We start from the raw sequence: 22141 nt of genomic DNA, 5'->3' as shown, positions 1-22141 counted from the left end.
CAAATTTTTGACGGTTAAAAGTCTTGCTCCTGGGACGGCAAAATATACGCCAGGATACGGCGCGAAAAGCCGCCCGTTACCCCCGCGGTCCTTCCTCTTTCGTGGCGGCGGGCAAAGATAGTGCCAACCTTAACGCTGCCTCCCCCGGTCGTAAGGGTCCGGATAACTGTGGATTCGCTCAAAACCCCTTCCATTCGCCGTGGTCATCGGTCACCACGACAAAAGAAAAACTGCCGGGGCGGAAAAGATGGGCCACATCCAATAGCCGCGCCTCCTCAAGCGCGACCAGCACCGCGCCCGGTAGCACCCGCGCGGCAGCGAACTCTCGCTCTTTGGCCAGGAGTTGCCGCAGAAAGCGGATAGCCGGAAGTAAGACCCCCTATTCCTTTTGCCCCTTGTCAGTGACCGCAATACGCTCTAACGGATCGACCGGCCGCCCGTTTTCCCGGTACTCAAAGTGCAGGCCGCCGCCGGCAATATCCCCGTCATCTCCGGTTGTGCCGATGACCTCACCCACAGCAACCTTCTGACCCAGGGTTACCTCAATACTGCCGAGGTGGGCATAAAGGGTCGCCTCGTTTTTTCCGTGGTCAAGGAGGAGATAATTCCCGAGCGCAGGATCAGTACCAATTTTGGCTACCTTTCCGGCGGCCGCCGCCCAGACCGCCGTCCCGGGACTGGCTTCGATATCCACGCCGGGATGAAACTCCTCCAGCCCCGTAGCCGGATTCTTATTCTAGCCGCGGACTACGCGGCCCGATACCGGAAGAGTTAGCAACTGCCGCGCCGCCGGTGCTCCTGCCGGCTTCGCCGGCTCACTCAAGAACGGCAAATCCCCACCGACAGCGAGCAGCCCGTGGCGGACAACCCTTTCCAGCACCGGCTGGTAGTTCCATTCGGTAGTAAGCACCCTCCGTAGCCCCACCTCAACCTTTCGCCCTACCGGCCCCCCGCTTTCTTTCAGGCTCAGAATAACCAGAAAAAGCGCCAGTGCCGCAGTTACCTGGTAGAGCAGCCGTCTCTCCGTTCCGGTCCTTTTTGGTTGTACCTGCGGCCAATCGCCCAACCCCGCCAACAACCTCACCCCTAGGTAAAGATATAGGACCTGTCTTTACCAACAAAATCCTACGGGGAAAGAGAACCGAATATGCCAGGAGGGAAACACAAAATTAGCGGGGCTGTATCACCCCGCATGAAAAACGCTTCCAGGTGAAGTATGATCAGGTTGCCCAGCAGATCTCCCTCAAGAAAGGCCGAACGCCATCTCGAAGTGGAAGGTTTCCGGCCGCTGCATCGGTTCTCCTTTTTCAAAGCACCGGAGGAAAGCCTCTACCACGGCTGGGTCGAACTAGCTACCCGCACACCGCTTTAGTTCCGTGATGGCCGCCTCGGGAGCCAACGCCGGCTTATAGACCCGTTCCGAAATCATCGCGTCAAAACTATCCGCCACGCAAAGAATACGCGCTCCCAAGGGAATCTGCTCACCCTTAAGGCCGTAGGGGTATCCCTTACCGTCCCACCACTCATGATGGTAAAGGGTGATGATGGCAACCTCCTGCAACTCGGGAATATCGCGGAGGATGCGGTAGCTTAAAACCGGGTGGCGCTTCACTTCCTCCTACTCGCCGGGGAGAAGCCTCCCGGGCTTCTTTAAAAGGGCTTACGCAACACCAATTTTCCCAATATCGTGGAGTAGCCCGGCAATATAAATAGCCTCCCGTTGGGCGCGTGGCAAATCCATTTCGCGCGCAATAGCCAGCGCGTAGCCGGCAACATTATGCGAATGCTGGGCCGTATGGGGGTCGCGGGCGTCGAGCAGGTTGCTGAGCGCGCTGACCGTACCGAAGAAAATCTGCTGCAGGCGCAGAGCTCTTTCCTCCGCCTCCTTCCTGAGCGCCGCTGTCCGGACAAAGGCCCCCACGATGAGATAAAGCGCCAGCACGGAAACAAGGGAAATTAAGAGCAAGGCGTTATCAACCGCCGCGTAAGGGAATAAACGCCCCTTCAGCACAGGTATAAGGGCCGTGCTGAGCGCCCCCACCCCGGCCACCACGATGGTCATCAACCGGGAGATGAGCAGCGATAGCAAAACCGGCAGGGTATAAAAGAGCGGCAGCACTATACCGTGCAACGGCTGTTCCTCAGTCAGATAATCGACGGCAACAACAGCGACAAGAAAGATTAGCACGGCGGTAGCGGCCAGCCAGCGTTCTATCCGGGGGTTAACGGAAGGAAAGAACCTTAATTTTCAAGCCCGTCCGCCATCCTTTTCCTAGAGACGAAATTTTTGCTTATAAGTCGGTTTTGTTTCGCTGCCAGGACCCAAATTCCTTCTTAAATTTTTCGATAAAATTCGACGGTTTTATAAAAAAACTTAAGCCTTCTACCTTACTCGATCCGTAAAAAAATACTAATGGCCTAAGGCGTTTTTTCAATCCGGAAAATAAGTACCGCGCCGAAAGGGCGTGCAAAGACCGCCCCCAGTAGCTCGAAAAGTCTGGCGTGCCGCAGGCAAGATTCCGGGCACCAGGGAGGGAAATAAACGGCGCCTGCCCACCGGAGGGGGATACGACCAAGCGTTTTCTTTATCAAAAGGCGCATCTCCCGGTAGGAGTAAAAGCGGGCGTAGGCAAAAACACCCCGCCCTACCCGGCCCCAGGCCCAGGGGCTTAAAGCGTTCAGCACCCCTAAAACCATGCGGCCGCCGGGCTTTAGAACCCGCCACATCTCGCGTAGCGCCTCCTCCGGACGCGGTACAAACTCTAAAACGGTGAAGCATACCACCCCGTGGAAGGCGTTCGAGGGAAGCGGTAGCGCGGTAACATCGGCTTGCGCCAGGACGACATTCCGGAACCCGCGGGTCTTTTCCCGGGCTACCGCTAGCATGGCTGGCGAAATATCGATCCCCGTTACGCTCGCGCCGCAGGCCGCCAGTTCCTTTGTCAGAAGGCCCGTGCCACACCCTGCATCAAGAATCTCTTCGCCCGGCTGCGGGCGCAGAAAACTGAAGAGGAGCCTCCGCTCTATCTCCCAGACTAACTGGCCCCGCGGCGTAGTGAACCACGCGTCGTAACTTCTTGCGTATGCATCGAAAAGCGCCACTTTACCACCAAATATCAAAAGATGATCTGCTGCCTACGGACGTAAATGTTTTCGAGAAGCCCGATAGCGGCCAGGTTTGTAAGCAGGGCACTGCCACCGTAACTGAAGAGCGGCAGCGGAATGCCCGTTACCGGCATGATGCCCATGGTCATGCCCACATTGACCAGGATGTGAAAAAGGATCATCGTCACGATACCCGTAGCTAGAAGTCGGCCGAAGGTATCCTTCGCGGCCGCCGCGATCTTTATTCCCCGGAAGATAAGCACAAAATAAAGCAGCAGCAACGTGGCCGCCCCCACAAAACCCAGTTCCTCGCCAGCCACCGAAAAAATGAAGTCGGTATGTTGCTCGGGTAGGAAATTCAGCTGGTTCTGCGTGCCGTTATAAAGTCCCCGCCCCCAAAGGCCTCCGGAACCAAGGGCGATCTGTGACTGAATCGTGTGGTAACCAGCTCCCTGCCAGTCCTGCCAAGGGTTAAGAAAAATTGTCAGCCGCGTAACCTGGTACTCCTTCAGGGGCAGCCAAACCCCGAACTTTAGGTGAGCCCAGATCCAGGCTGCGCTTCCTAAAAGTCCTACGCCCCCAAGCAAGAGCAGCAGGCTCGTCCGCGCGCCGGCCATATAGAGCATAGCGAACGTTATGGCGATAAAAACAAGCGAGGTCCCCAGGTCAGGCTGTTTGAAAATAAGTAAGAGCGGTAAGCCGACATAAAGAAAAACAGGCACCAACTCGCGGAATCCCAGGAGCCTTCCCTCCCGCCGGGCGAGAAAGTTCGCCAGCGTTACGATGATAATCAGCTTGGCGAATTCGGACGGCTGCAGCAGAAAAGGCCCAAGCCTGATCCAGCGCTGCGCTCCGAGGGCCGTATGTCCCACAAAAAGTACCGCCGCTAAGAGCACCAGGTTTACCCCGTAAAGGGCCGTAGCGTACCGCGGTAGCTCTTCGTAGCGCCAGCATACCAGGAGCCCCGCCACCGTAAAGCCAATAAGCGCCCAGAGCGCTTGCCGCTTCATGAAGAGAAAGGGGTCCGTTGCGGCAGGGTTCGTGACGTGGGTAGCACTCGAAATCGCCACCAGGCCGTAAAGAATTATCAGTACGGCCGTGGCCAAAAGTGTGTAGTCAAGCGTTCGCAATATTTTTCTGGCGCGCAACCTATCACCCTAACAATTATAATTTTTACACCGGGCGGAGACAACAGATAAATTTTCATTTCTTGCAGGAAAAATTGGGACGATAGCGAAAATATTTACTGACTACCCAACTTAGGCTCAGAAGCATAACAAATAAGGAGGTGACCACCAGCCAGTAAAAGCGCCAGACCTTTTCCACTTAAGCGTTCGCTTGCTTTTTTCTTGATGCCGCAGGTTCAGGGAAAGTCTGTGCCTGCAAGAACTACTTCAAAGAATTAGCGAAAAACGGGAGGTCCAAATAGAATGAGTGAAGTTTACGTAATTGGCCATAAGAACCCCGATACCGATACCGTCTGCTCGGCAATCGTTTACGCCCAACTCAAGGGCTATACACCCGCCCGGTCGGGCGAGCTCAACGAGGAGACCACTTACGTCCTCGACTATTTCAAGGTTCCAGCGCCGGTGCTTCTTGAGAACGCGGCGGGCAAAAAGCTGGTCCTGGTGGACCACAACGAGCCGGCACAGGTGGTCAACGGCGGCGACCAGGCCGAGGTCATCGAGGTTATCGACCACCACAAGATGAATTTCGTCTGCAACAAGCCGATCTACGTCCACGTCGAGCCTGTCGGCAGCACCGCTACGGTCGTCGCTAAGCAGTACATGGATAAGATCAAGGCCAATCCTACTTGGGCCGGGCTTCTGCTTGCGGCAATCCTTTCGGATACTGTCATCTTTAAGTCCCCTACCACCACCGACGAAGACAAGGCGATTGCGGCGGAACTGGCCAAGGTAGCCGGCATCGCTGACGTTCAGGCTTTCGGTATCGATGTCAAGAAAGCTAAGGCAAGCATTAAGGGCAAACCGATCGCCGACGTGATCCACGTTGACTTCAAGGATTTCGACTTCGGCGGCAAGAAGGTAGGTATCGGGCAGACCGAGCTTGTGGACATTAACGAGGCCTACGACCGGAAAGACGAAATCGTGAACTATCTCAACGAGCTAAAGGCTAACAAGGGTTACGCAATGGTTGTCTTCATCGCCACCGACATCATTAAGGAGGGTTCCGAGCTCTACTTCGCCGGCGACCCGGCGATGATGGAGAAGGCCTTTGGGGTCAAGCCCGAAGGGCCTTCCTTCTGGCTCCAGGGCTGCATGTCCCGGAAGAAACAGGTCGCGCCGCCGCTAGAGAAAGCCTTCACTTCTTAACCAGATAGCGTATAAAAGACGAAAATTTAAGCCCGCCCTTGTGTGTTAGGGGCGGGCTTCTTTTTTACCTGAAAATTACAGGTTTTTAAATTACAGGTTTTTCGGGAAGGCTGGACTGCACCTTCCAAGCGGGGAAGGGAACCAGGTATCTTTAACGCCAGACAACCAGCAGCAGGGAAAGCGCCCCGAAAAGAACTGCCACCCAGACGGTCACCTTCGTGAGCCACTCGTCAAGGCCTTTTTTCTTGCCGAAAAGGCTTTCGGCGCCGCCGCTAGCCCCGGAAAGTCCAGCTGCCCGGCCCGACTGGAGCACAACCACGGTGATGAGCAACAGACAAATAAGAACGTAAACGGCGGTTACAATCCCCTTGAGCATCAAACTCCCCCTTTAAGTCCGGCAGCATTATAGCATAGTTCCCTCGGGCTGGCAATCACCTTTAAAATATCAAAAGCGCCTGAAGGTTGCCTTCCCTGCATAAGCCGCCGCGTCGCCAAGTTGCTCCTCAATCCTGAGGAGCTGATTGTACTTCGCCACCCGTTCCGTGCGGCAGGGGGCACCCGTCTTGATCTGGCCGGCGCCGGTCGCTACCGCGAGGTCGGCAATGAAGGTGTCCTCCGTTTCGCCGGAGCGGTGGGAAATGACGGTGCTGTAGCCCGCCCGGCGGGCCAGCGCAATCGTATCCAGCGTTTCGGTGAGGGTGCCGATCTGGTTGAGCTTGATCAGGATCGCGTTGGCCACACCTAGGGAGATGCCTCGGCTTAAGCGTTGCGGGTTAGTCACAAAGATATCGTCGCCGACGAGTTGCACCGTTTTGCCAAGCCGCCGGGTCAAGGCCTCCCAGCCCTCCCAATCCTCCTCCGCCAGGCCGTCTTCAAGCGAAATGATGGGGTAACGCCCTATCAGGTCCGCGTAGTACTCAATCATTTCGGCCGCCGTCAAGCTCTGTCCCTCACTCTCAAGATGGTAGCTTCCGTCACGGAAAAACTCGCTCGCGGCCGGGTCGAGCGCGAGGGCGACATCCTCTCCCGGCCGGTAGCCGGCGCCCTCAATTGCCGCCACCAACAGCTTCAACGCCTCCTCGCTCGCCTCTAAGTAGGGCGCAAAGCCTCCCTCATCGCCAACGGCGGTGCTGAGTCCCCGCTCGTGAAGAATGCGGCGCAAGGAATGGTAAACCTCCGCCCCCATCCGCAACGCTTCGGCGAAGGTGGGCGCCCCAACCGGCACGATCATGAACTCCTGAAGGTCAAGGTTGTTGTCGGCGTGCCGGCCGCCGTTGAGGACGTTCATCAGAGGCACCGGGAGAAGGTTTGCCCCCACGCCGCCGAGGTAACGGTAGAGGGGCAGGCCGACCCACTCGGCCGCCGCCCGGGCCACCGCCAGCGAAACGCCCAGGATCGCGTTTGCCCCGAGACGGGACTTGTTTTCCGTGCCGTCAAGCTCGATCAGCGTCCTGTCGATTTCCCTCTGCTCAAGCGCGTTGAGCCCTACAATCTCGGCGGCAATCTCGTTATTCACGTGCTCTACCGCCTTAAGCACCCCCTTACCACCGAACCGCTCTTTATCCCCGTCCCGTAGCTCTACTGCTTCGTGGGTTCCCGTCGAAGCTCCCGAAGGCACGGCCGCCCGGCCCACCACTCCGTCTTCAAGCACCACTTCAACCTCTACTGTAGGGTTACCCCGGGAATCAAGAATTTCCCTGGCCCAAACCTCTTCGATAATGCTCAAATTTTGTCCCTCCTGTTTAGGATTTAGGCGAATCTATCTTCTTGCCGCGTTAATGATCCCGATAAAACTCTCCACCTTAAGGCTGGCGCCGCCGACCAGCGCGCCGTCGATATCCGGCTGCCCGAGGAGGGCCGCCGCGTTCTCCGGGGTTACGCTTCCACCATACTGGATCCTCACCTGCTCAGCCACCGTCGGCGTGTAGAGCTTGGCAAGCAGCTCGCGGATAAAACGGTTTACTGCTTGGGCGTCTTCGGGAGCCGCATTCCTACCCGTACCAATCGCCCAGACCGGCTCGTAAGCAAGTACCAGGCCGGCAACTGCTTCCCCCGCAACCCCCGTAAAGGCTCCCCGCACCTGCCGTTCGACAACCGCGAAGGTTTCTCCGGCCTCCCGCTCGGCCAAGCGCTCGCCCACGCAGACGATCGGCGTGAGACCGTGGCGGAGGGCGGCCTTAACCTTCCGGTTTACCGTTTCGTCCGTCTCGCCGAAGTACTGCCGGCGCTCCGAATGGCCGATGATCACGTAGCGGCAGCCCGCGTCGCGAAGCATGATAGGTGAAACCTCCCCGGTATAAGCCCCGTAATCCTCCCAAAAAAGATCCTGCGCGGCCACGCCGATCCGGGTTCCCGCAACCACCTGAGCTACGGCCGCCAGCGCGGGAAAAGCAGGGCAGAGAACCACCGCCACGCCCGCAAAATCGCCGGCCGCCGCAAGCTGTTCCGCAAAGGCTACCGCCTCCGGAATCGTTTTGTTCATTTTCCAATTAGCCGCAATTACCTGCTCCCGCGCCACTTTACCCCTCCTCTTTCTCCTGCAGGACAGCCACCCCAGGGAGTTCCTTCCCTTCAAGCAGCTTCAGGGATGCCCCCCCACCAGTCGAAACGTGGGTAATCTTATCGGCAATACCCGCCCGTTTCACCGCTCGCACAGTGTCGCCGCCGCCCACCACGGTGGTTGCCGTCGCTACGGGCAGGGCCCGCGCCACAGCGACCGTGCCCGCATCGAAAGGCGGCTGCTCAAAATAGCCAAGCGGCCCGTTCCAGAAAACGGTCTTGGCCCGCGCCAGCTCTGCCGCGAAGAGCTCGACCGTCTCCGGGCCGACATCGAGCGCCATCCAGCCATCGGGAACCGCGTTGACCGGGACAACCCGGTGGACCGCTCCGGGCACCTGGCTTTCCGCCACCACCAGGTCCACGGGCAAGATAAGCCTGCACTCCTGCTTGGCCGCCCGGGCAAGCAGGTCCGCAGCCACTTCGAGCTTGTCCGTTTCGACTAGCGAGAGCCCCATATTGTGTCCCTGCGCCGCCAGAAAGGTGTTAGCCATCCCGCCGCCTACAAGCATCGCTTCAACCCGCGCCAGCAGGTTTTCCAGAACACCGATCTTATCGGAGATTTTGGCGCCGCCGGTTACGACGACAAAGGGGTGCTCCGGGGCGCTCAGAAGCTTCCCCAGCACTTCAAGCTCCCTTTCCAGCAGAAAACCGGCCACCGCTGGGCGTAAAGCCGCGACGCCGACGACCGAGGCGTGCGCCCGGTGTACCGTGCCGAAAGCGTCGTTAACGTAAACGTCACAAAGGGCGGCTAACTGCCGCGCCAGCTCGGGGTCGTTTTTCTCCTCCCCAGGATGAAAACGGATATTCTCTAAAAGCAGGAGGTCACCCGGGCCGAGCGCCGCGACCGCCGCCTCCACCGCCGGCCCGGTGCACGCGTCGACCTTGCGGACCGGGCGCTGTAGAAGCTCCCCTAAGCGAATAGCTACCGGGTCGAGACGCAGCTCATCTACTGCGACCCCCTTAGGGCGCCCCAGGTGAGAGACAAGGATCACCCGTGCCCCTCGCTCACAAAGATAACGGATCGTCGGTAGCGCCGCCTTCAGCCGCGCGCTCTCTGCCACCCGGCCCTCCTTAAGCGGCACGTTGAAATCGACCCGCACCAGCACCCTCTTGCCAGCCACATCGATATCCCGAACCGTTTTTTTAGCCAAGTAAACCCCCCCGAACTTCTTTGCCTTGCAGTCCGGCATTGCTCCCTGGGCTGCCCCCATTTTAAGATTACTTTAGCCCTTTTTGCGCGATATATTCGGCCAAATCGACAAGCCGGTTCACGTAACCCCACTCGTTATCGTACCAGGCAACCACCCGCACGAGGTTATCGCCGATAACCATTGTTGAGAGCCCGTCCACAATGGCCGAATGCGGATCCCCATTATAATCATGCGAGACAAGTGGCAACTCATTATAGGCCATGATGCCTTTGAGCTCGCCCGCGGCGGCTTCCTTTAGCGCCGCGTTCACCTCGGCTGCACTAACCGGGCGCGCCAACTCTGCCACCAGATCAACTACCGAAACGTTGGGGGTTGGCACCCGAAAGGCGAGGCCGTTGAGCCGGCCGTCAAGTTCAGGAATGACGCGGCCAATGGCGCTGGCCGCTCCTGTGGTGGTAGGAATGATCGAAAGGTTAGCCGCCCGACCGCGGCGGAAGTCTTTATAGGGCATATCGAGAATCTGCTGGTCGTTGGTGTAGGCATGGATGGTATTCATGAGGCCTTTAACGATACCGAAGCGCTGGTGGAGGGTTTTCGCTACCGGGGCGAGACAGTTGGTCGTACAGGAGGCATTAGAGATGACGTGGTGCCGCTCCGGGTCGTAAAGCGCGTGGTTCACGCCCATGACGATAGTGATGTCCTCGTTCTTCGCCGGCGCCGAAATAATCACCTTCTGCGCGCCGCCCGCCAGATGTTTAGCCGCTTCCTTCCCGTCACGAAACTTGCCCGTCGACTCGATAACAATCGCCACCTGCATTTCCCCCCAGGGAATCGCGGCCGGATCCGCCTCGGAAAAAACCCGCACCTCCCGGCCGTCAAGCCGGAAACCCTGCTCGTAACCCGTCACGTCGCCGGGTAGCGTGCCGTGAACCGAGTCGTACTTCAAGCTGTAAGCGAGGTGTTTCATGAAATCGACTCCCGTAACCGCCAGCCGCCGCGTCTTGTGGTTAACCGCCACCACCTCAATCCCTTGCCGCTGCGCGGCCGCGCGCAGAAAGAGACGCCCAATGCGGCCAAAACCATTGATCCCTACCCTGACAGCCACCGAAATCAACCCCTTTCCCAAAAGGAATTTAGCGGTAATCCTGCAAAGATTTCCACCTATCGTGCCCGGTTTCGTCTCGCCGCGCTTCCGGGAATGCCAAGCTCGCTCCGGTACTTCGCCACCGTCCGCCGGGAGATATTGATCCCCTGGCGGGATAAACGCACCGCGATCTCCTTATCGCTTAGCGGTTGGCCCCTGGGCTCCTCGCTTACCAGTTGCTTAATCAACTCCTTAACCGAAGGGGCGGAAACCTTCCCGCCGTCTGCCGCGCCCACCCCGCTACTTACAAAGAAACGAAGCTTGAAAACCCCGCGGGGACACTGCAGGTACTTGTTAGCTATCGCGCGCGAAACGGTCGATTCGTGCAGCCCCACCGCTTCCGCGAGATCCTTTAGGGTTAGCGAACGTAGCGCTATCAGCCCCTCGTCGAAAAAGCCCCGCTGCAGCTGAACCAGCGCCACCCCAATCCGGTAAAGGGTGGCTCCTCGCTTTTCGATCGCCTTAACCAACGTAAGGGCCCGCTTCAACCGGGATAAAAGAAAAGATCGCGCCTTACCGGAAAGGTCTTTGCGGTTAAGGAACTCGCGGTAGCTCGGGCTGAGACGGAGCCGCAGGCCGGCAGCTTCGTTAAGTAAAACGACGTAATCTTCACCTCCCCGCTCGATGATGAGGTCGGGAACGATGTAGGGAACCGGACCGCCGGCAAAAATACTTCCGGGCCTAGGATTAAGCGAACGAATCGCCGCCGCCAGAACCTCGTCCGTTGAAACACCAACTGCGCGGGCGATACGGGAAATCTCGCCTGCAGCCAACGCCTCCAGGTGCTCCTCAATCAGGATCCGGCTAAGCGCTCCCAACCCCCGCCGCTCGGCCTGCAGGCGAAGACACTCTTTTAAATCGCGCGCCCCTACACCCGGCGGATCGAAGGACTGAACTAACTGCACCATTTTCTTTCGGTTTCATCCGGCGGGACGCCCAGTGCCGCGGACAACTCCGCCACGCTTACGGCCAGATATCCGGTGGGCCCGATATTGCCGATGATATATTCGCCGATCAGCCGCTCCCGCGGCGAAAGGCGTAACATTCCCAGCTGCGCCAGCAGACGTTGGTAAAGGGTGGGGCCAGCAGGGGAAAACTCAGGTGAAAAGTTAGCGGGTTCAACATTATTACCCGGGGCATAGCCAAGGTCGCTCGCGTCACAAAAATATTCGAACCAATCTCCCCCTTCGTTCCGGCCCTCACCCGCCTCGCCCTGTTCGGCTTCGCTCTCCTCGCCCCAACCATCTTTAGGCAAGGCCGCCTCCTTTTCCAACTCTATTAAAGGGTTTTCTACCAACTCTTTTTCGACGTAAGCCGATAACTCTTGAGCTGAAAACTGGAGAATCTCTAAGTTCTCTTTTAGTTCACTTCGCAAAACCAGCCTCTGGCTCTGGCGCAGCCGGAGATCGTGCCGCACACTCATAAACCCTGCCCCCGCACCCGGTCGGCATCCTGTGCCAATTGCCGGGCAATGGCAGACAGACGCCGTAACCGGTGGTTGATACACGATTTCGAAACAGGCGGTCGCATCATCTCGCCCAGCTCCTTCAGCGTCGCCTCGGGATGGGACAGACGCAACGCCGCCAACTCACTTAGCTCCTTAGGTAGATTTTCCAGCCCGAGCCGCGCGCTGATCAACTCAATTTCGTCCTTTCGCTGAAGTGCCGCCTCTACCGTTTTATTAAGGTTGGCCGTATCGCAGTTTACCAAACGGTTAACCCGATTTTTCACGTCCCGTAGGACACGCTGGTTCTCAAAGTCTAAGAGCGCGCCTGAAGCCCCCATCAGTCGTAAGCAATCGCTAACCGCACCGCCCCTCTTAAGGTAAACCACATGGTGGTTCTGCCGCACGTTAATCCGGCCGTCAAGACCGAATCCCGCGAGCAGCCGCAAAAGATCGTGAGCTAAAGCTTCAGAAGAAGTTACGAATTCTAGGTGGTACGAGGGCCCCCTGCCGTTAACCCAACCCCGCCCGAGGAAAAGGCCCCGCAGATAGGCCCGCCGGCAGCACGCACGCCGCACGAAAGAGCGCCGGATGCCGGCAAACGGGCGACCAAAGCGGTCTGTTAGCCCTAGTACTGCCATGGTTGTCGCTAAGTCCCCCGGTAGGACCAGACAAAAAAGCCGCCTCCCGCGAAGCCGCCGTTGGTGGCGAACGATAAGGGTTCCCTGGAGGCCAAAAACAGCCCGCGCCAGGCGCAGCGCCTTCCGCGCCACCGCCGGACTCTCGGTGTGAATCTCGAAGCAGGGGCCCTCTGGTCGCTTAACCACCTGGCCAGCCGCCCGCGCCAGCCCGGCCAGCTCGCTGCGGAGACAGCACGGACGTTCTGCTGTAATTTGTGCCAACTCGCTTTTTGCAAGCAACGAAAAGGATGGTCCGCTTTTCATCCCCGGTCAAAACTATTATATCAAAACTATTATAGTCGAGACTATTATACACCATAGGTAGCCAAAAAGCTCTAATTTCCGCCACCCGGGCAAAAGTTATCACCCGCCGTAAATTCCCCGGGGGCTTAAACATTTTCCCCCGTCTCTTTAGTGTAGCGGTCGAGTTCGTGAGCAAACCGCTGCAAGCTATACTTCCCGGTGACCCGGATCCGCTTCAGCGTAAAAGGGTTGGCGCCTGGGTAGTTTACTCCCTGCCGGCTGGTTACCGCGGTCTTATAGCCCGCCGCAGCTACAATAGCGGCCACCTGAGGGTTAAAATCCCCGTAAGGATATGAAAAATGCGCCACGGGCCACCCGAGTTTTTCCTCCAGGAATTTTTTCGCGCCGGCTATCTGCCGTCGCGCCTCTTCTAAGGGGAGATGAGTCAAGTGCGGATGATCCAGCGTATGCGCGCCGAAAGTAATGCCCCGCGCCCGCATCTCCCGGATTTCCTCCCAGGTGAGCATCTCGTTTCGGGGCTGCACGCCCTGATCGGCGTCAAAAAAGTTGTACCGCCCGATGGCGTGGGCAACCAGATAGATCGTTGCCGGGTAGCCGTATTCCTCCAAGATCGGTAGCGCGTAAAGGTAATTATCGCGGTAACCGTCATCGAAGGTAATCACCACCGGTTTCGGCGGCAGCGACTTGACCCCTTTTAAAAAGGCTGCCGCATCATCGAGGCTTACTACATTATAGCCGTGCTCCCGCAGGTACCGCATCTGCGCCGCAAATTTTTCCGGGGGAACGCGGAGACCTAGCCCACCGCTCCGCGGGTCCGGCGTCACCTTATGGTACATCAGGATGATAAGCGGTTGCGGCGTGCCGGACACAGAGTATTCCGCCGGTCCGGTATAGACGAACCAAAAGAGCAGCAGGAGCAAAAAAACACCGCCTACCCACCAAACAGGGCGCAAGAAAAATCCCCTCCTCGCCATTACCCATAGGAACCTACCATCATCTGGTCTAGACAGTACCAGCGGCGTCCTCTCCCCTACGCCCGAGGATGGGCCAGTTCATAAATCTCACGGAGCCGCCTTCCTGTAAGGTGGGTATAAATCTGCGTGGTGCTAATGTCTGCATGGCCAAGAAGTTCCTGAACCACCCTCAAATCCGCGCCGTTTTCGAGCATATGGGTAGCAAACGAATGGCGTAACGTATGGGGCGACAAGCCCTTACTGATGCCCGCCGCCCGCGCGTAATACTTGAGCAACTTCCAGAAACCCTGGCGCGTCATCCGTTCCCCCCGTCGGTTAAGAAACAGGGCCCTGCCCTTACAGCTACCGCAAAGGAGCGGACGCCCCCGCCTCAGGTAGTCGCGCAGCGACTCCCGGGCGGCTCGCCCCACCGGCACTACCCGCTCCCGCGCGCCTTTACCAAAAACACGGACGTAGCCGGCCTCCAGATTAATACTATCAACATCGAGACCCACAAGTTCCGATACCCGCAATCCGCTAGCGTAAGCCAGCTCCAGCATCGCCCGATCCCGCAAACCCGTCGGCGTATTAAGCCGCGGGGCAGCGAGGATCCGTTCCACCTCCTGGGGGGTCAGTACCCGCGGCAACCGTTGGATTAGCTTAGGAGAACTAAGTTCTGCTGCTGGATCATCCGGAAGGTAGTCGAGACGGGTAAGAAAACTAAAAAAGGACTTGAGCGCTGCCGTGCGCCGCGCCACCGTCGCCGCGCTTAGCCCCATACGCTGCAACTCCAGCAGGTAAGCGATCATCCCGTCCCGCAAACCCGCCGGTACGGGGAAAGAGCGTTTTTGTAAGAAGGTGAGAAAGTGCGCGATATCGGAACGGTAGGCAAGAATGGTATTTCGGGATAGACCCCGCTCAACCCGGATATAATCGAGAAACTCACTAAGCCAAGCCTTAAGCACGGCACCGCTCCCTCTATCTCTCTAAAACATATTGCCCCCGCGCCGCCAGTTACGGGAGTCTCGTAGTGAATTCGCGCCATACCGGCAAAACTCCTTCTTGCTACCAAATAGAACCATGTGAGCCTGGCAACGCACGTTATTACAATTCGCCATGGTAATACCTCTTAAGCAGTTCTACCAGCCGGTCAAAAAAACTCCCCTCGCCAATACTACCCGCCACCACTTCCTGCCCATCCTGAACTGAAAGCTCACTCGTCCTAACGTACAGCGAGTTCCCCGCCTTCTCTTGGGGAGTGAACGTTTGGCTAAGCCTACCGGCCACGCAGAAGAAGAGAAATAACAAAAGTAACCAGGTTAACGCCTTTCGGACTAACCGGCGTCCGCACGTAACCCAAAAAATGACCAAGGTATCCCTCCCTCAATCATTTAACCTTAATATGAAGAGATCTTAGGGTCCGTTCGCCGTTCAACGTTTATTTTTAATCCCGGTGGTGACGACGATGAAATTGTCGTGAGGGACTCCTATTGTTTCACAGAGGAAACTATCATGTGTGCCAGTCCCGGAACCACGTACGCCTCTACCAACCCCGCCCCTACAGCCGCCGCTGCCAACAACGCCATCAGGCCTGTGTACCGCAAAAACCACGGCAGAACCACCACCTCCGAATTAAACCAGCGCTGCAATAGCAACAGGGAGAAGGAAAACGAAGCTACCGCCCCTACAACGAATACCAAAAGCAGGATGATATTCTGCGGCAAGACGGCCGCCAGCAAGACTCCCAGGCCGTAAAGGCCCTTACGGGAGACCAAAAAGCCGCCGGTGAAACCAAGAGCGTAGCCGCGCAGCAAAAGAATCCCGGCAACAACCGGCATCCCGATCACCGTAAGCCCAGCAACATACATGGCGCCCAACGGGAGGAGGTTACGAAGGGCAGCCCGGTGAAAAACGTCCCGCCGGTGGTGCCCGTCACCCCTAATCGCCGGTGCTATATACTGCTCAAGCCGCAGGGCATCCCTCGTATCGAGCTGGCGAGCATCCCGTACCCCCAACCACAACCCGTACCCAAAACTAAGAGGACAAGAAAGTAGAAAAGCCAGCAGCGGCGCCAGGAGGAGAGCCAAAAACCGCGACGGAGTTCACCGCCGGTAAGCATTGAGCGCAGTACAAGCCCGTAATGTTGCCGCAACCGTAACCCCCCTCCGGCAAACCCGTTCGGTCCCCGCCTAGACAAAATCCCATTCTGTCCCCAATTATATGTCGCCCCTCCAAGGCATATGCCGTCACTGCCAATTTCCGGACACGGGCAAAGGTTGCCGCCATTTCAAGCTGCTACAAGAGCAAACTCTGCGGCTACCAAACCGGCGGCGCCCGCCGCGAGAAAGAACTCCGGGTCTGCTTCGCGACCACGCCCCATTGTGCTCACGTGCAGCCCCAATTCGTCTAGCGCGGTAAAAACAGGCGTGGCGTCAACAGTCACTAGCTGGTGGTGCACCGCTATTCCCGCCTGTTGGAGCTGTTTCCACACCACTTGTGCCCGCTCCGGCGCCAGCACCGGCACCGCGACGGTAGCCGGCGCCAGGGCTACCCGGCTAAGCGCCGTGAGGGTATGGTGACTTACCCCGTGGTGGCGCGCCCGCAGATCGGCGAAGCTCAGCCGCAGCGCGGCAACCGGTCGGCCGCCCAAGACGTGGGCCGCATTGACCACTTCGCCCTGTTCGATAGCGGTAGTGCCGAAACGCGTGCCCGTTCCCACCACCCCGGGGCCCATCCCTACTATGATCACATCCGCTCCCGCCGCGTGCTTGGCAGCGAGTAAGCCGCTGTAAACGTTCACTGCTTCAAAATCCCCGCCAAACGCGTGCCCCACCGTCACCGTCGCCGCTAAGAGCCCTTTCTCTTTCAACTCGCCTACCGTTCGCGAAAAAGAAAGCGGTAGCGCCGCACCATCGGTCATCACGTAAACGAGACGCAGGCGCCCCCGACCTTTCTGCCAAACCGCCGCTGCTACAGGCGCAAGTTGGCTGTGCAGCTCCAGCGCCACCACCGGGGCCCCGTCCAGGCTTTCCGCCTCCCGAAGCTTTTCGTGGTACGGGCTCTCCGGCTCTTCCACCGCCAACACCTTAATCTGCGCTGGCGTATAACGGAGTTTTATGATGTGGCCGGCCGCCGGAGTGTCGAGCTCCGACTGGGCCAGGTTGGCCACCACGAAGTGGTAGCCGCCGCTGCCCAGCCCCTTAGTTACCGCGGTCGTGTTGAGTAATACGGTATCTCCCGGACGCAACTCGCCGGTGAAGGCTGCATAGCCGACCGCCTTCTCCTCCCGGCCTTCCACCAGTACCAGCGCTTCTACCAGCCCCGGCCGAGCAGCGAGGAGTTTGAGAACCCTCCCCGGCCGCAAGCGCACCAGCGGTCTCTGGTTCTCCCCCATTGACCGTCCCCCTTTTAATCTGTTATACTACGCTTCGAAACCCAAACCGCGAGCTTGCCCGGCCCCCAGCCCGGAGCCTCGCTTGCACCCGGAGGAGCCCGAACAACTTGCCTTTCGACGGCTTAACCCTCTACGCGGTGACCCGCGAGCTGAAGGAACGGCTAACCGGCAGCCGGGTCGAGCGCGTTTACCAACCAGCGGCCCTCGAAGTAATCCTGGTCTGCCGCCACCACCAGGAAAAATACCACCTGCTCGCCGCCGCGACCGCCGACGCCGCCCGGGTCCACCTTACCGCGACCGACCGTCGCAACCCCGGTAAAATTCCCTTCTTTTGCTCTGTCCTGCGGCGTCACCTTGAGGGTTGCCGCGTAAGTGAGATCGTCCAGTCCGGTCTGGACCGCATCTTACACTTAACCCTTACGGGAACCGATGCGGCCGGGCGTCTGGTTACCTATCGGCTTATTACGGAAATAATGGGCAAACACAGTAATATTATCCTCGTTGACGCTGGGGAAAACAAGATTCTCGACGCCATCAAACGCTACTCCCACGCCCTTAGCCGCTATCGGGAGGTTCTGCCGGGGCAACCTTATGTCCCGCCGCCGCCTACCGGCAAAAAAGACCCCCGCCTGCCGAGCGCGGAAGAGTTTACCGCTGATCTCGCAGCGTTTGGCCCGGCCTCCGAAGTAGCCGCCGCCATTCAGCGTACCTACGAAGGGTTCAGCCTCTTTTCCGCCCGCGAGGTCGTCTGCCGGGCCGAACTGCCGTCCGATATAACCCTTGGCGAGTGCGGCATCTACGAGTACAGGCGGCTCTATACCGCCTTCCGCGACCTGATAACCAGCGTAATCGAGGGGATGGCCGTACCGACACTCGTTGTTGCGCACGGAATACCGGTCGATTTTGCGCCTTTCGCCCCGGCGCAACCGGGTGGTGAGCAAATCCAAGGGCCGCTCAACCAGCTCGTTGACCGCTTTTACACCACCAAGGCTGCAATAACCACCTTCCGCACGCAAAAGCAGCGTCTCATGGAGGTCGTCAACCGGGAAATAAAACATCTTAACCACAAGCTGGACGAGATCTTGGCCCTGCTTGACGACCCCGCCGCGGACCGCTACCGTCTTTACGGTGAATTGCTTATGGCCAACCTTTACCGTCTCGAAGCCGGCGCCCAAGAGGCACTGCTGGAAAATTTTTATCTACCCACTTCACCCCTGGTAGCTATCCCGCTCGACCCGGCGCTTACCCCGGCGCAGAACGCCCAGCGCTACTTTAAAAAATACGCGAAGGCCCGGGCCGCCCGTGCTTACGCTACGCAGGAAAAGGAGCGGCTCGAGGCGGAACTCGCCTATTTAGCAGGGGTGACCACCGCCATCGAGCAGGCCAGCGAACTTAGAGAGTTCGAAGAAATCGCGGCGGAACTCGCCGAACAGGGGTACCTCCCCGCGCGGCCACCCGCCCCAAAAGAAAAAAGAACCCCCCCGGCACCGCTGCAGCTTTCTTCCGCCGACGGCTACACCATCTTAGTAGGTAAAAACAACCGCCAGAACGAATATGTTACTTTTAAGCTTGCCGCCCCTGGCGACATCTGGCTGCACGCCCGCGGCGTCCCCGGCGCCCACGTCATCCTCAAAACCGGCGGGCGGGATCCTTCTCCGCAAGCGCTGGCCGCAGCTGCCGCCCTCGCAGCCTATTTCAGCCAAGCGCGGGGTGCCCGCAGCGTCCCGGTAGACTGGACCCGCCGCGCGAACGTTCAACGGCCTAAGGGTGCCCGCCCCGGCTTCGTCACCTACACCGGCGAGAAAACCCTGTACGCCGATCCTACTGCCGCCCTGGCCCTGCTGCGCCGGTACGGCGCAACCCCCGCTGCGCCCAACCTTATAGAGTAACTGCTTCCCGCCCGCCAGACCGAGCCGGTAAAAAGTCAACGGCCGAGCCGGTCCCAAGAAAGGAGCAAAACCGCTACCATACCCACGCTGGCCAAGAAAAGCCCGTCCTGTAACCCAAACCGAAACGGACTTAGCAGCCGAGGCTCACCAGTATACCCCCGCGCGAGCATCGCCTGGTAGACTTCTTCACTTAACCGCTGTGTTTTGGCGATAATGGTGCCAACTGTGGCGCCGATGAAATGCCTTCCGCCCTTGCCGGTAGCGGGGCCGACGAGCCGGACTTTGTAAGCCTCAAAGGCTTCGGTGGCTATACGGAGGAAAAGGAAGATGTAGCGAAGGGTCATCTCCAGGGTCAGGACAAAGATTGGCGGTAAAAGAAAAACCCGCAGCGCCCTGAGAAGCGCCGGCCACGGTGTAGTCAGGGTAAGGATAAGGGCAAAAGAAACCGACGTCGCCGCCCGAAAAACGATTGTCGCCGCGCCCTGGAGGCCCTGGACAGTAATCGCAAGGGGGCCACCGAAATGGTACGGTCCCAGGTGAAGGTTAACCTCCGGCACCAGCATAAAAAGAGGCGTGCCGGGAGTGAACCAGTTGAAAAGCGCCGGGAGAACCATGACCCCCGTAAAAAGAGGGACGAAAGAAACCCTTTTTAGGAAAACGGCCAGCGGCAAACGGCAGGCAGCGGCCAGCAAAAGCGCCAGGAGCCAGGTGATAATAAGAGTTGGGAGGCTCCGTGCGCACCCTACTACCCCGATCAGCACCACCGTGGCGAAGACCTTTACCCGGGGGTCAAGAAGTTGGTAAAGGCCTGACCTTCGAGCCATAGCGGTGGTAAAAAGTTCGTCTTCAAAGATACGGGTCAGGTCCCGCAGGTTTTTTTCGATAAAGTCTGCGCCCCAGCGACGCCGGGGCGCGGCTTCTACGAGTACCTCGGACGTTTCCTCGCTAAGCCAACGGGGAAGCGTATCCACAGGGCCTTTCCTCTTCTCTATTCATAGTCGCCCTTCGCCAGGGCGCGGCCGATGAAGTAACTAAGAATCACGATTACCGCAATCCCCACTACCGCCGAAATGATGTAACCAACAGCCTGCTGCGTAAAGGTTTTATCCAAGCCGGGGATGCTGTAATCGGGCAGAACCGCGTGCCAGGTTTCCCCTAACTTCGCCAGGCCCTGGGGAACCATACCCAACATTTCCTTGAGCTCGTCGGTCCCCCATTCGCCCCACGCCGTCCCCTGGGCCAGAAGCCCTAAAGGAGAAAGGATGACAAGCACCACGATCCAAAACCATAACTTCCGGTAAACGGGCACGCTTAAACCCCCCTCTGCTTTACGTTCTAAGCCGTAGCGTTATAAAAAAGTGACTCTTCGGCAGAGCGCTGCAGGTAATAAACCACGATCCCGGTAATAACGGCCTCAATCGGCCCCGCAACCGTAAGGTGCGCAAACATCATCGCCGGAATGGCCTGTGCAAGGCCGTACGGGCAATAGAGGGGCGCGCCAGCTGCAGTATGGAAAAGCGCCGGTTGGATACCGAACTCCACCGCGGCACAAAAGGCAGCGGCGTTAAGCCCCACGTAGCTTCCAATAACGCTTCCCAAGACGCGGTTTCTGCCACCGGCACTAATAGCCTGGTAAACGGCGTACCCTAAAAAAGGTAATACGAAGGCCATATTAAAACAGTTAGCCCCGATTGCCCACACACCGCCGTCGCCAAAGATAAGCGCCTGAATGATCAAGGCAATCGAAACGGCGATGCAGGCCGCCCAGGGCCCTAAAACAATGGCGGCCAAGGTCCCGCCTACGGCGTGTCCCGTAGTCCCGCCGGGGATAGGCACGTTGAACATCATAATTACAAAGCTGAAAGCAGCAGCCAGAGCTAGGAGCGGCACCTGCCTGCTTCTCAAGGTTTCCTTAACCTTTTTCACAGCCATCCTCCAGACCGGCACCATCGCAGCGTACATCACGACAGAAGTTGAAGGGCTTAAATAACCATCCGGAATGTGCATTTCATCCCCTCCCCGAAAGCCTTTTTGGGTCGGTGCAAACGAAAATTCCTACTTAAAACACCCGTGTCTTGCTCACCCCCCTTTCAAAAACAAAAAGACCACCTTTCCCGGGTTCTCCGGAACCCCGTCGGTGGCCTCCGTGGCCGCAAATTCTAACCGTTTAGGAAAAATCAGATACCCTGTCCAGAGGCGCCGTTTTCCCAGTGGCCTCCGCCTGCTCCGGGCAGGCTTTTCGGCAAATATCATTCGCGTTTATCCGGAAAAAATCCTGCTTTCCCGTTAGAATGGGAGATAATTTTTATACTTTATTATCCTTCATTATCCTTCCGGTCCTAAATGTACGTGCGGGTAAAGGTGTTCCTTCCCCGTACCTAACTGGTGGAGATGGTAATCTGGATGCACCAGGTTGGCCCGCAAAAGCAATTCGCGGTCGGCGAGAACCGCCTCCGGCTCCCCTGCCGCGACCAAGCTATGATCCTCGCCTAAAACCAGCACGCGCTGGGCTAATACCGGCACAGTTACTAGTTCATGGGTGGCGACGACGATCGTCTTGCCGACTTGCGAGAGCGCGCGCAAAAAACTGAGCAGCCAGTGTTGCGAACGCGGATCAAGGTTAGCGGTAGGCTCGTCCAAAAGCAGCACCTGCGGGTTAACCGCCAGTACCGCGGCCAGCGCCACCTTTTTCTTCTCCCCGTCCGAAAGCTGGTGCGGCGGACGGTCGCGCAGGTGGCTAATCCCCAAAAGCGATAGCGTCTCGGCAACCCGTTCCTCAACCGCCGCCTGCGAGAAACCGAGGTGTAGGGGCCCGAAGGCCACCTCGTCCCTGACCGTAGGGCAAAAAAGCTGTGCCTCCGCGTTCTGAAGGACCAGCCCCACCCGCCGGCGAAAAGCTAAGTTGAAGCCTTCGTTTTTAAAGGCGGCAGGGGTAAGCGCCGTTCCAAAAGCCCGCACGGTGCCGGTCGTAGGGAAAATAAGCCCTGCCAACAGCTTCAAAAGGGTGGACTTCCCCGAACCATTAGGCCCGAGCAACACTAGCCGCTCGCCCCGGAAAACGTCAAGACTGATATCCTTGAAAACGGGCCGCTTCTGGTTGTAGAAGAAACTCACATTTTCCAGGGTAAAGACGCGTTCTTCATCCCGCCGCAAGAGTAACCTCCTAATTTTTCTTTTCAGTTTAACACTGCTTACAGTTAAAAGGAACCCTCCTTAACGATTTAA

General features: G+C 58.1%; 23 protein-coding genes and 1 pseudogene. 2 read left to right on the top strand and 22 right to left on the bottom strand.

Features of this window, described 5'->3' with window-relative positions; all coding sequences use genetic code 11:
* Positions 1-178: 178 nt before the first annotated feature.
* The 6 genes and pseudogenes from ACUVTA_RS02175 to rodA form a co-directional block, all read right to left on the bottom strand.
* Positions 179-307 (bottom strand): hypothetical protein, encoded by a 129-nt coding sequence (locus tag ACUVTA_RS02175; protein ID WP_445951348.1) that lies wholly within the window; start codon positions 305-307, stop codon positions 179-181.
* 72 nt (positions 308-379) lie between these two features.
* Positions 380-694 (bottom strand): murein hydrolase activator EnvC family protein, encoded by a 315-nt coding sequence (locus tag ACUVTA_RS02170; protein WP_445951347.1) that lies wholly within the window; start codon positions 692-694, stop codon positions 380-382.
* Between the two features lie 42 nt (positions 695-736).
* A complete protein-coding gene (locus ACUVTA_RS02165) occupies positions 737-1075 on the bottom strand; it encodes a hypothetical protein (protein ID WP_445951346.1) in 339 nt (112 codons plus the stop codon).
* A 273-nt stretch (positions 1076-1348) separates the two neighbouring features.
* Positions 1349-2062, bottom strand: a pseudogene (locus ACUVTA_RS02160) (HD-GYP domain-containing protein).
* 356 nt (positions 2063-2418) lie between these two features.
* Positions 2419-3120, bottom strand: a complete 702-nt coding sequence (locus ACUVTA_RS02155) for a class I SAM-dependent methyltransferase (RefSeq protein WP_445951345.1) — start codon at positions 3118-3120, stop codon at positions 2419-2421.
* A complete protein-coding gene (rodA, locus tag ACUVTA_RS02150; RefSeq protein ID WP_445951344.1) occupies positions 3117-4235 on the bottom strand; it encodes a rod shape-determining protein RodA in 1119 nt (372 codons plus the stop codon). Before rodA ends, ACUVTA_RS02155 begins: the two co-directional genes overlap by 4 nt.
* Before the next feature lie 300 nt (positions 4236-4535).
* Between rodA and ACUVTA_RS02145 the strand changes: the two genes are divergently transcribed.
* Positions 4536-5438, top strand: a complete 903-nt coding sequence (locus tag ACUVTA_RS02145; protein ID WP_445951343.1) for a manganese-dependent inorganic pyrophosphatase — start codon at positions 4536-4538, stop codon at positions 5436-5438.
* Between the two features lie 151 nt (positions 5439-5589).
* Here the strand turns inward: ACUVTA_RS02145 and secG are convergent, their stop codons facing one another.
* The 12 genes from secG to ACUVTA_RS02085 all read right to left on the bottom strand — a co-directional run bounded on the left by secG (position 5590) and on the right by ACUVTA_RS02085 (position 17027).
* Positions 5590-5814 carry a preprotein translocase subunit SecG gene (secG, locus tag ACUVTA_RS02140; RefSeq protein WP_445951342.1) on the bottom strand — a complete coding sequence of 75 codons (225 nt, stop codon included), beginning with the start codon at positions 5812-5814 and terminating at the stop codon, positions 5590-5592.
* Positions 5815-5883: 69 nt separating this feature from the next.
* Positions 5884-7164 carry a phosphopyruvate hydratase gene (gene eno / locus ACUVTA_RS02135; RefSeq protein WP_445951341.1) on the bottom strand — a complete coding sequence of 427 codons (1281 nt, stop codon included), beginning with the start codon at positions 7162-7164 and terminating at the stop codon, positions 5884-5886.
* A gap of 33 nt (positions 7165-7197) precedes the next feature.
* Entirely contained in the window at positions 7198-7956 is a 759-nt protein-coding gene (tpiA, locus tag ACUVTA_RS02130) for a triose-phosphate isomerase (RefSeq protein ID WP_445951340.1), read from the bottom strand.
* 1 nt (position 7957) lies between these two features.
* Positions 7958-9148, bottom strand: a complete 1191-nt coding sequence (locus ACUVTA_RS02125; protein ID WP_445951339.1) for a phosphoglycerate kinase — start codon at positions 9146-9148, stop codon at positions 7958-7960.
* A gap of 67 nt (positions 9149-9215) precedes the next feature.
* Positions 9216-10253, bottom strand: a complete 1038-nt coding sequence (gene gap / locus ACUVTA_RS02120; protein ID WP_445951338.1) for a type I glyceraldehyde-3-phosphate dehydrogenase — start codon at positions 10251-10253, stop codon at positions 9216-9218.
* Positions 10254-10309: 56 nt separating this feature from the next.
* Complete coding sequence (gene rpoN / locus ACUVTA_RS02115; protein ID WP_445951337.1) at positions 10310-11200, bottom strand: RNA polymerase factor sigma-54; 891 nt, start codon at positions 11198-11200, stop codon at positions 10310-10312.
* Positions 11188-11715, bottom strand: coding sequence for an RNA polymerase factor sigma-54 (locus ACUVTA_RS02110; RefSeq protein WP_445951336.1), 528 nt, complete (start codon positions 11713-11715; stop codon positions 11188-11190). Before ACUVTA_RS02110 ends, rpoN begins: the two co-directional genes overlap by 13 nt.
* On the bottom strand, positions 11712-12638 hold the full coding sequence (whiA, locus tag ACUVTA_RS02105; RefSeq protein WP_445951335.1) for a DNA-binding protein WhiA: 927 nt from the start codon (positions 12636-12638) through the stop codon (positions 11712-11714). Before whiA ends, ACUVTA_RS02110 begins: the two co-directional genes overlap by 4 nt.
* 167 nt (positions 12639-12805) lie before the next feature.
* Positions 12806-13600, bottom strand: coding sequence for a polysaccharide deacetylase family protein (locus tag ACUVTA_RS02100; RefSeq protein WP_445951334.1), 795 nt, complete (start codon positions 13598-13600; stop codon positions 12806-12808).
* A gap of 110 nt (positions 13601-13710) precedes the next feature.
* Entirely contained in the window at positions 13711-14598 is an 888-nt protein-coding gene (gene xerD / locus ACUVTA_RS02095; protein ID WP_445951333.1) for a site-specific tyrosine recombinase XerD, read from the bottom strand.
* Positions 14599-15120: 522 nt separating this feature from the next.
* Positions 15121-15720 carry a stage II sporulation protein M gene (gene spoIIM / locus ACUVTA_RS02090; protein WP_445951332.1) on the bottom strand — a complete coding sequence of 200 codons (600 nt, stop codon included), beginning with the start codon at positions 15718-15720 and terminating at the stop codon, positions 15121-15123.
* A gap of 200 nt (positions 15721-15920) precedes the next feature.
* A complete protein-coding gene (locus ACUVTA_RS02085; RefSeq protein ID WP_445951331.1) occupies positions 15921-17027 on the bottom strand; it encodes a DUF3866 family protein in 1107 nt (368 codons plus the stop codon).
* A 107-nt stretch (positions 17028-17134) separates the two neighbouring features.
* On the opposite strand from ACUVTA_RS02085, the gene ACUVTA_RS02080 reads away from it, so the two are divergent.
* Complete coding sequence (locus tag ACUVTA_RS02080) at positions 17135-18916, top strand: Rqc2 family fibronectin-binding protein (RefSeq protein WP_445951330.1); 1782 nt, start codon at positions 17135-17137, stop codon at positions 18914-18916.
* Positions 18917-18951: 35 nt separating this feature from the next.
* Here the strand turns inward: ACUVTA_RS02080 and cbiQ are convergent, their stop codons facing one another.
* The 4 genes from cbiQ to ACUVTA_RS02060 form a co-directional block, all read right to left on the bottom strand.
* Positions 18952-19887 carry a cobalt ECF transporter T component CbiQ gene (cbiQ, locus tag ACUVTA_RS02075; protein ID WP_445951329.1) on the bottom strand — a complete coding sequence of 312 codons (936 nt, stop codon included), beginning with the start codon at positions 19885-19887 and terminating at the stop codon, positions 18952-18954.
* A gap of 17 nt (positions 19888-19904) precedes the next feature.
* Positions 19905-20225: a PDGLE domain-containing protein gene (locus tag ACUVTA_RS02070; protein ID WP_445951328.1), complete on the bottom strand. Its 321-nt coding sequence runs from the start codon at positions 20223-20225 to the stop codon at positions 19905-19907.
* A 26-nt stretch (positions 20226-20251) separates the two neighbouring features.
* Positions 20252-20923 (bottom strand): cobalt transporter CbiM, encoded by a 672-nt coding sequence (cbiM, locus tag ACUVTA_RS02065; RefSeq protein WP_445951327.1) that lies wholly within the window; start codon positions 20921-20923, stop codon positions 20252-20254.
* Positions 20924-21241: 318 nt separating this feature from the next.
* Complete coding sequence (locus ACUVTA_RS02060; protein WP_445951326.1) at positions 21242-22069, bottom strand: energy-coupling factor ABC transporter ATP-binding protein; 828 nt, start codon at positions 22067-22069, stop codon at positions 21242-21244.
* Positions 22070-22141 lie beyond the last annotated feature (72 nt).

The sequence above is a fragment of the Thermodesulfitimonas sp. genome, assembly GCF_052743955.1.
Note: the sequence above shows the minus strand (reverse complement) of the source record. Positions and strands in the feature narration are given on the sequence as shown.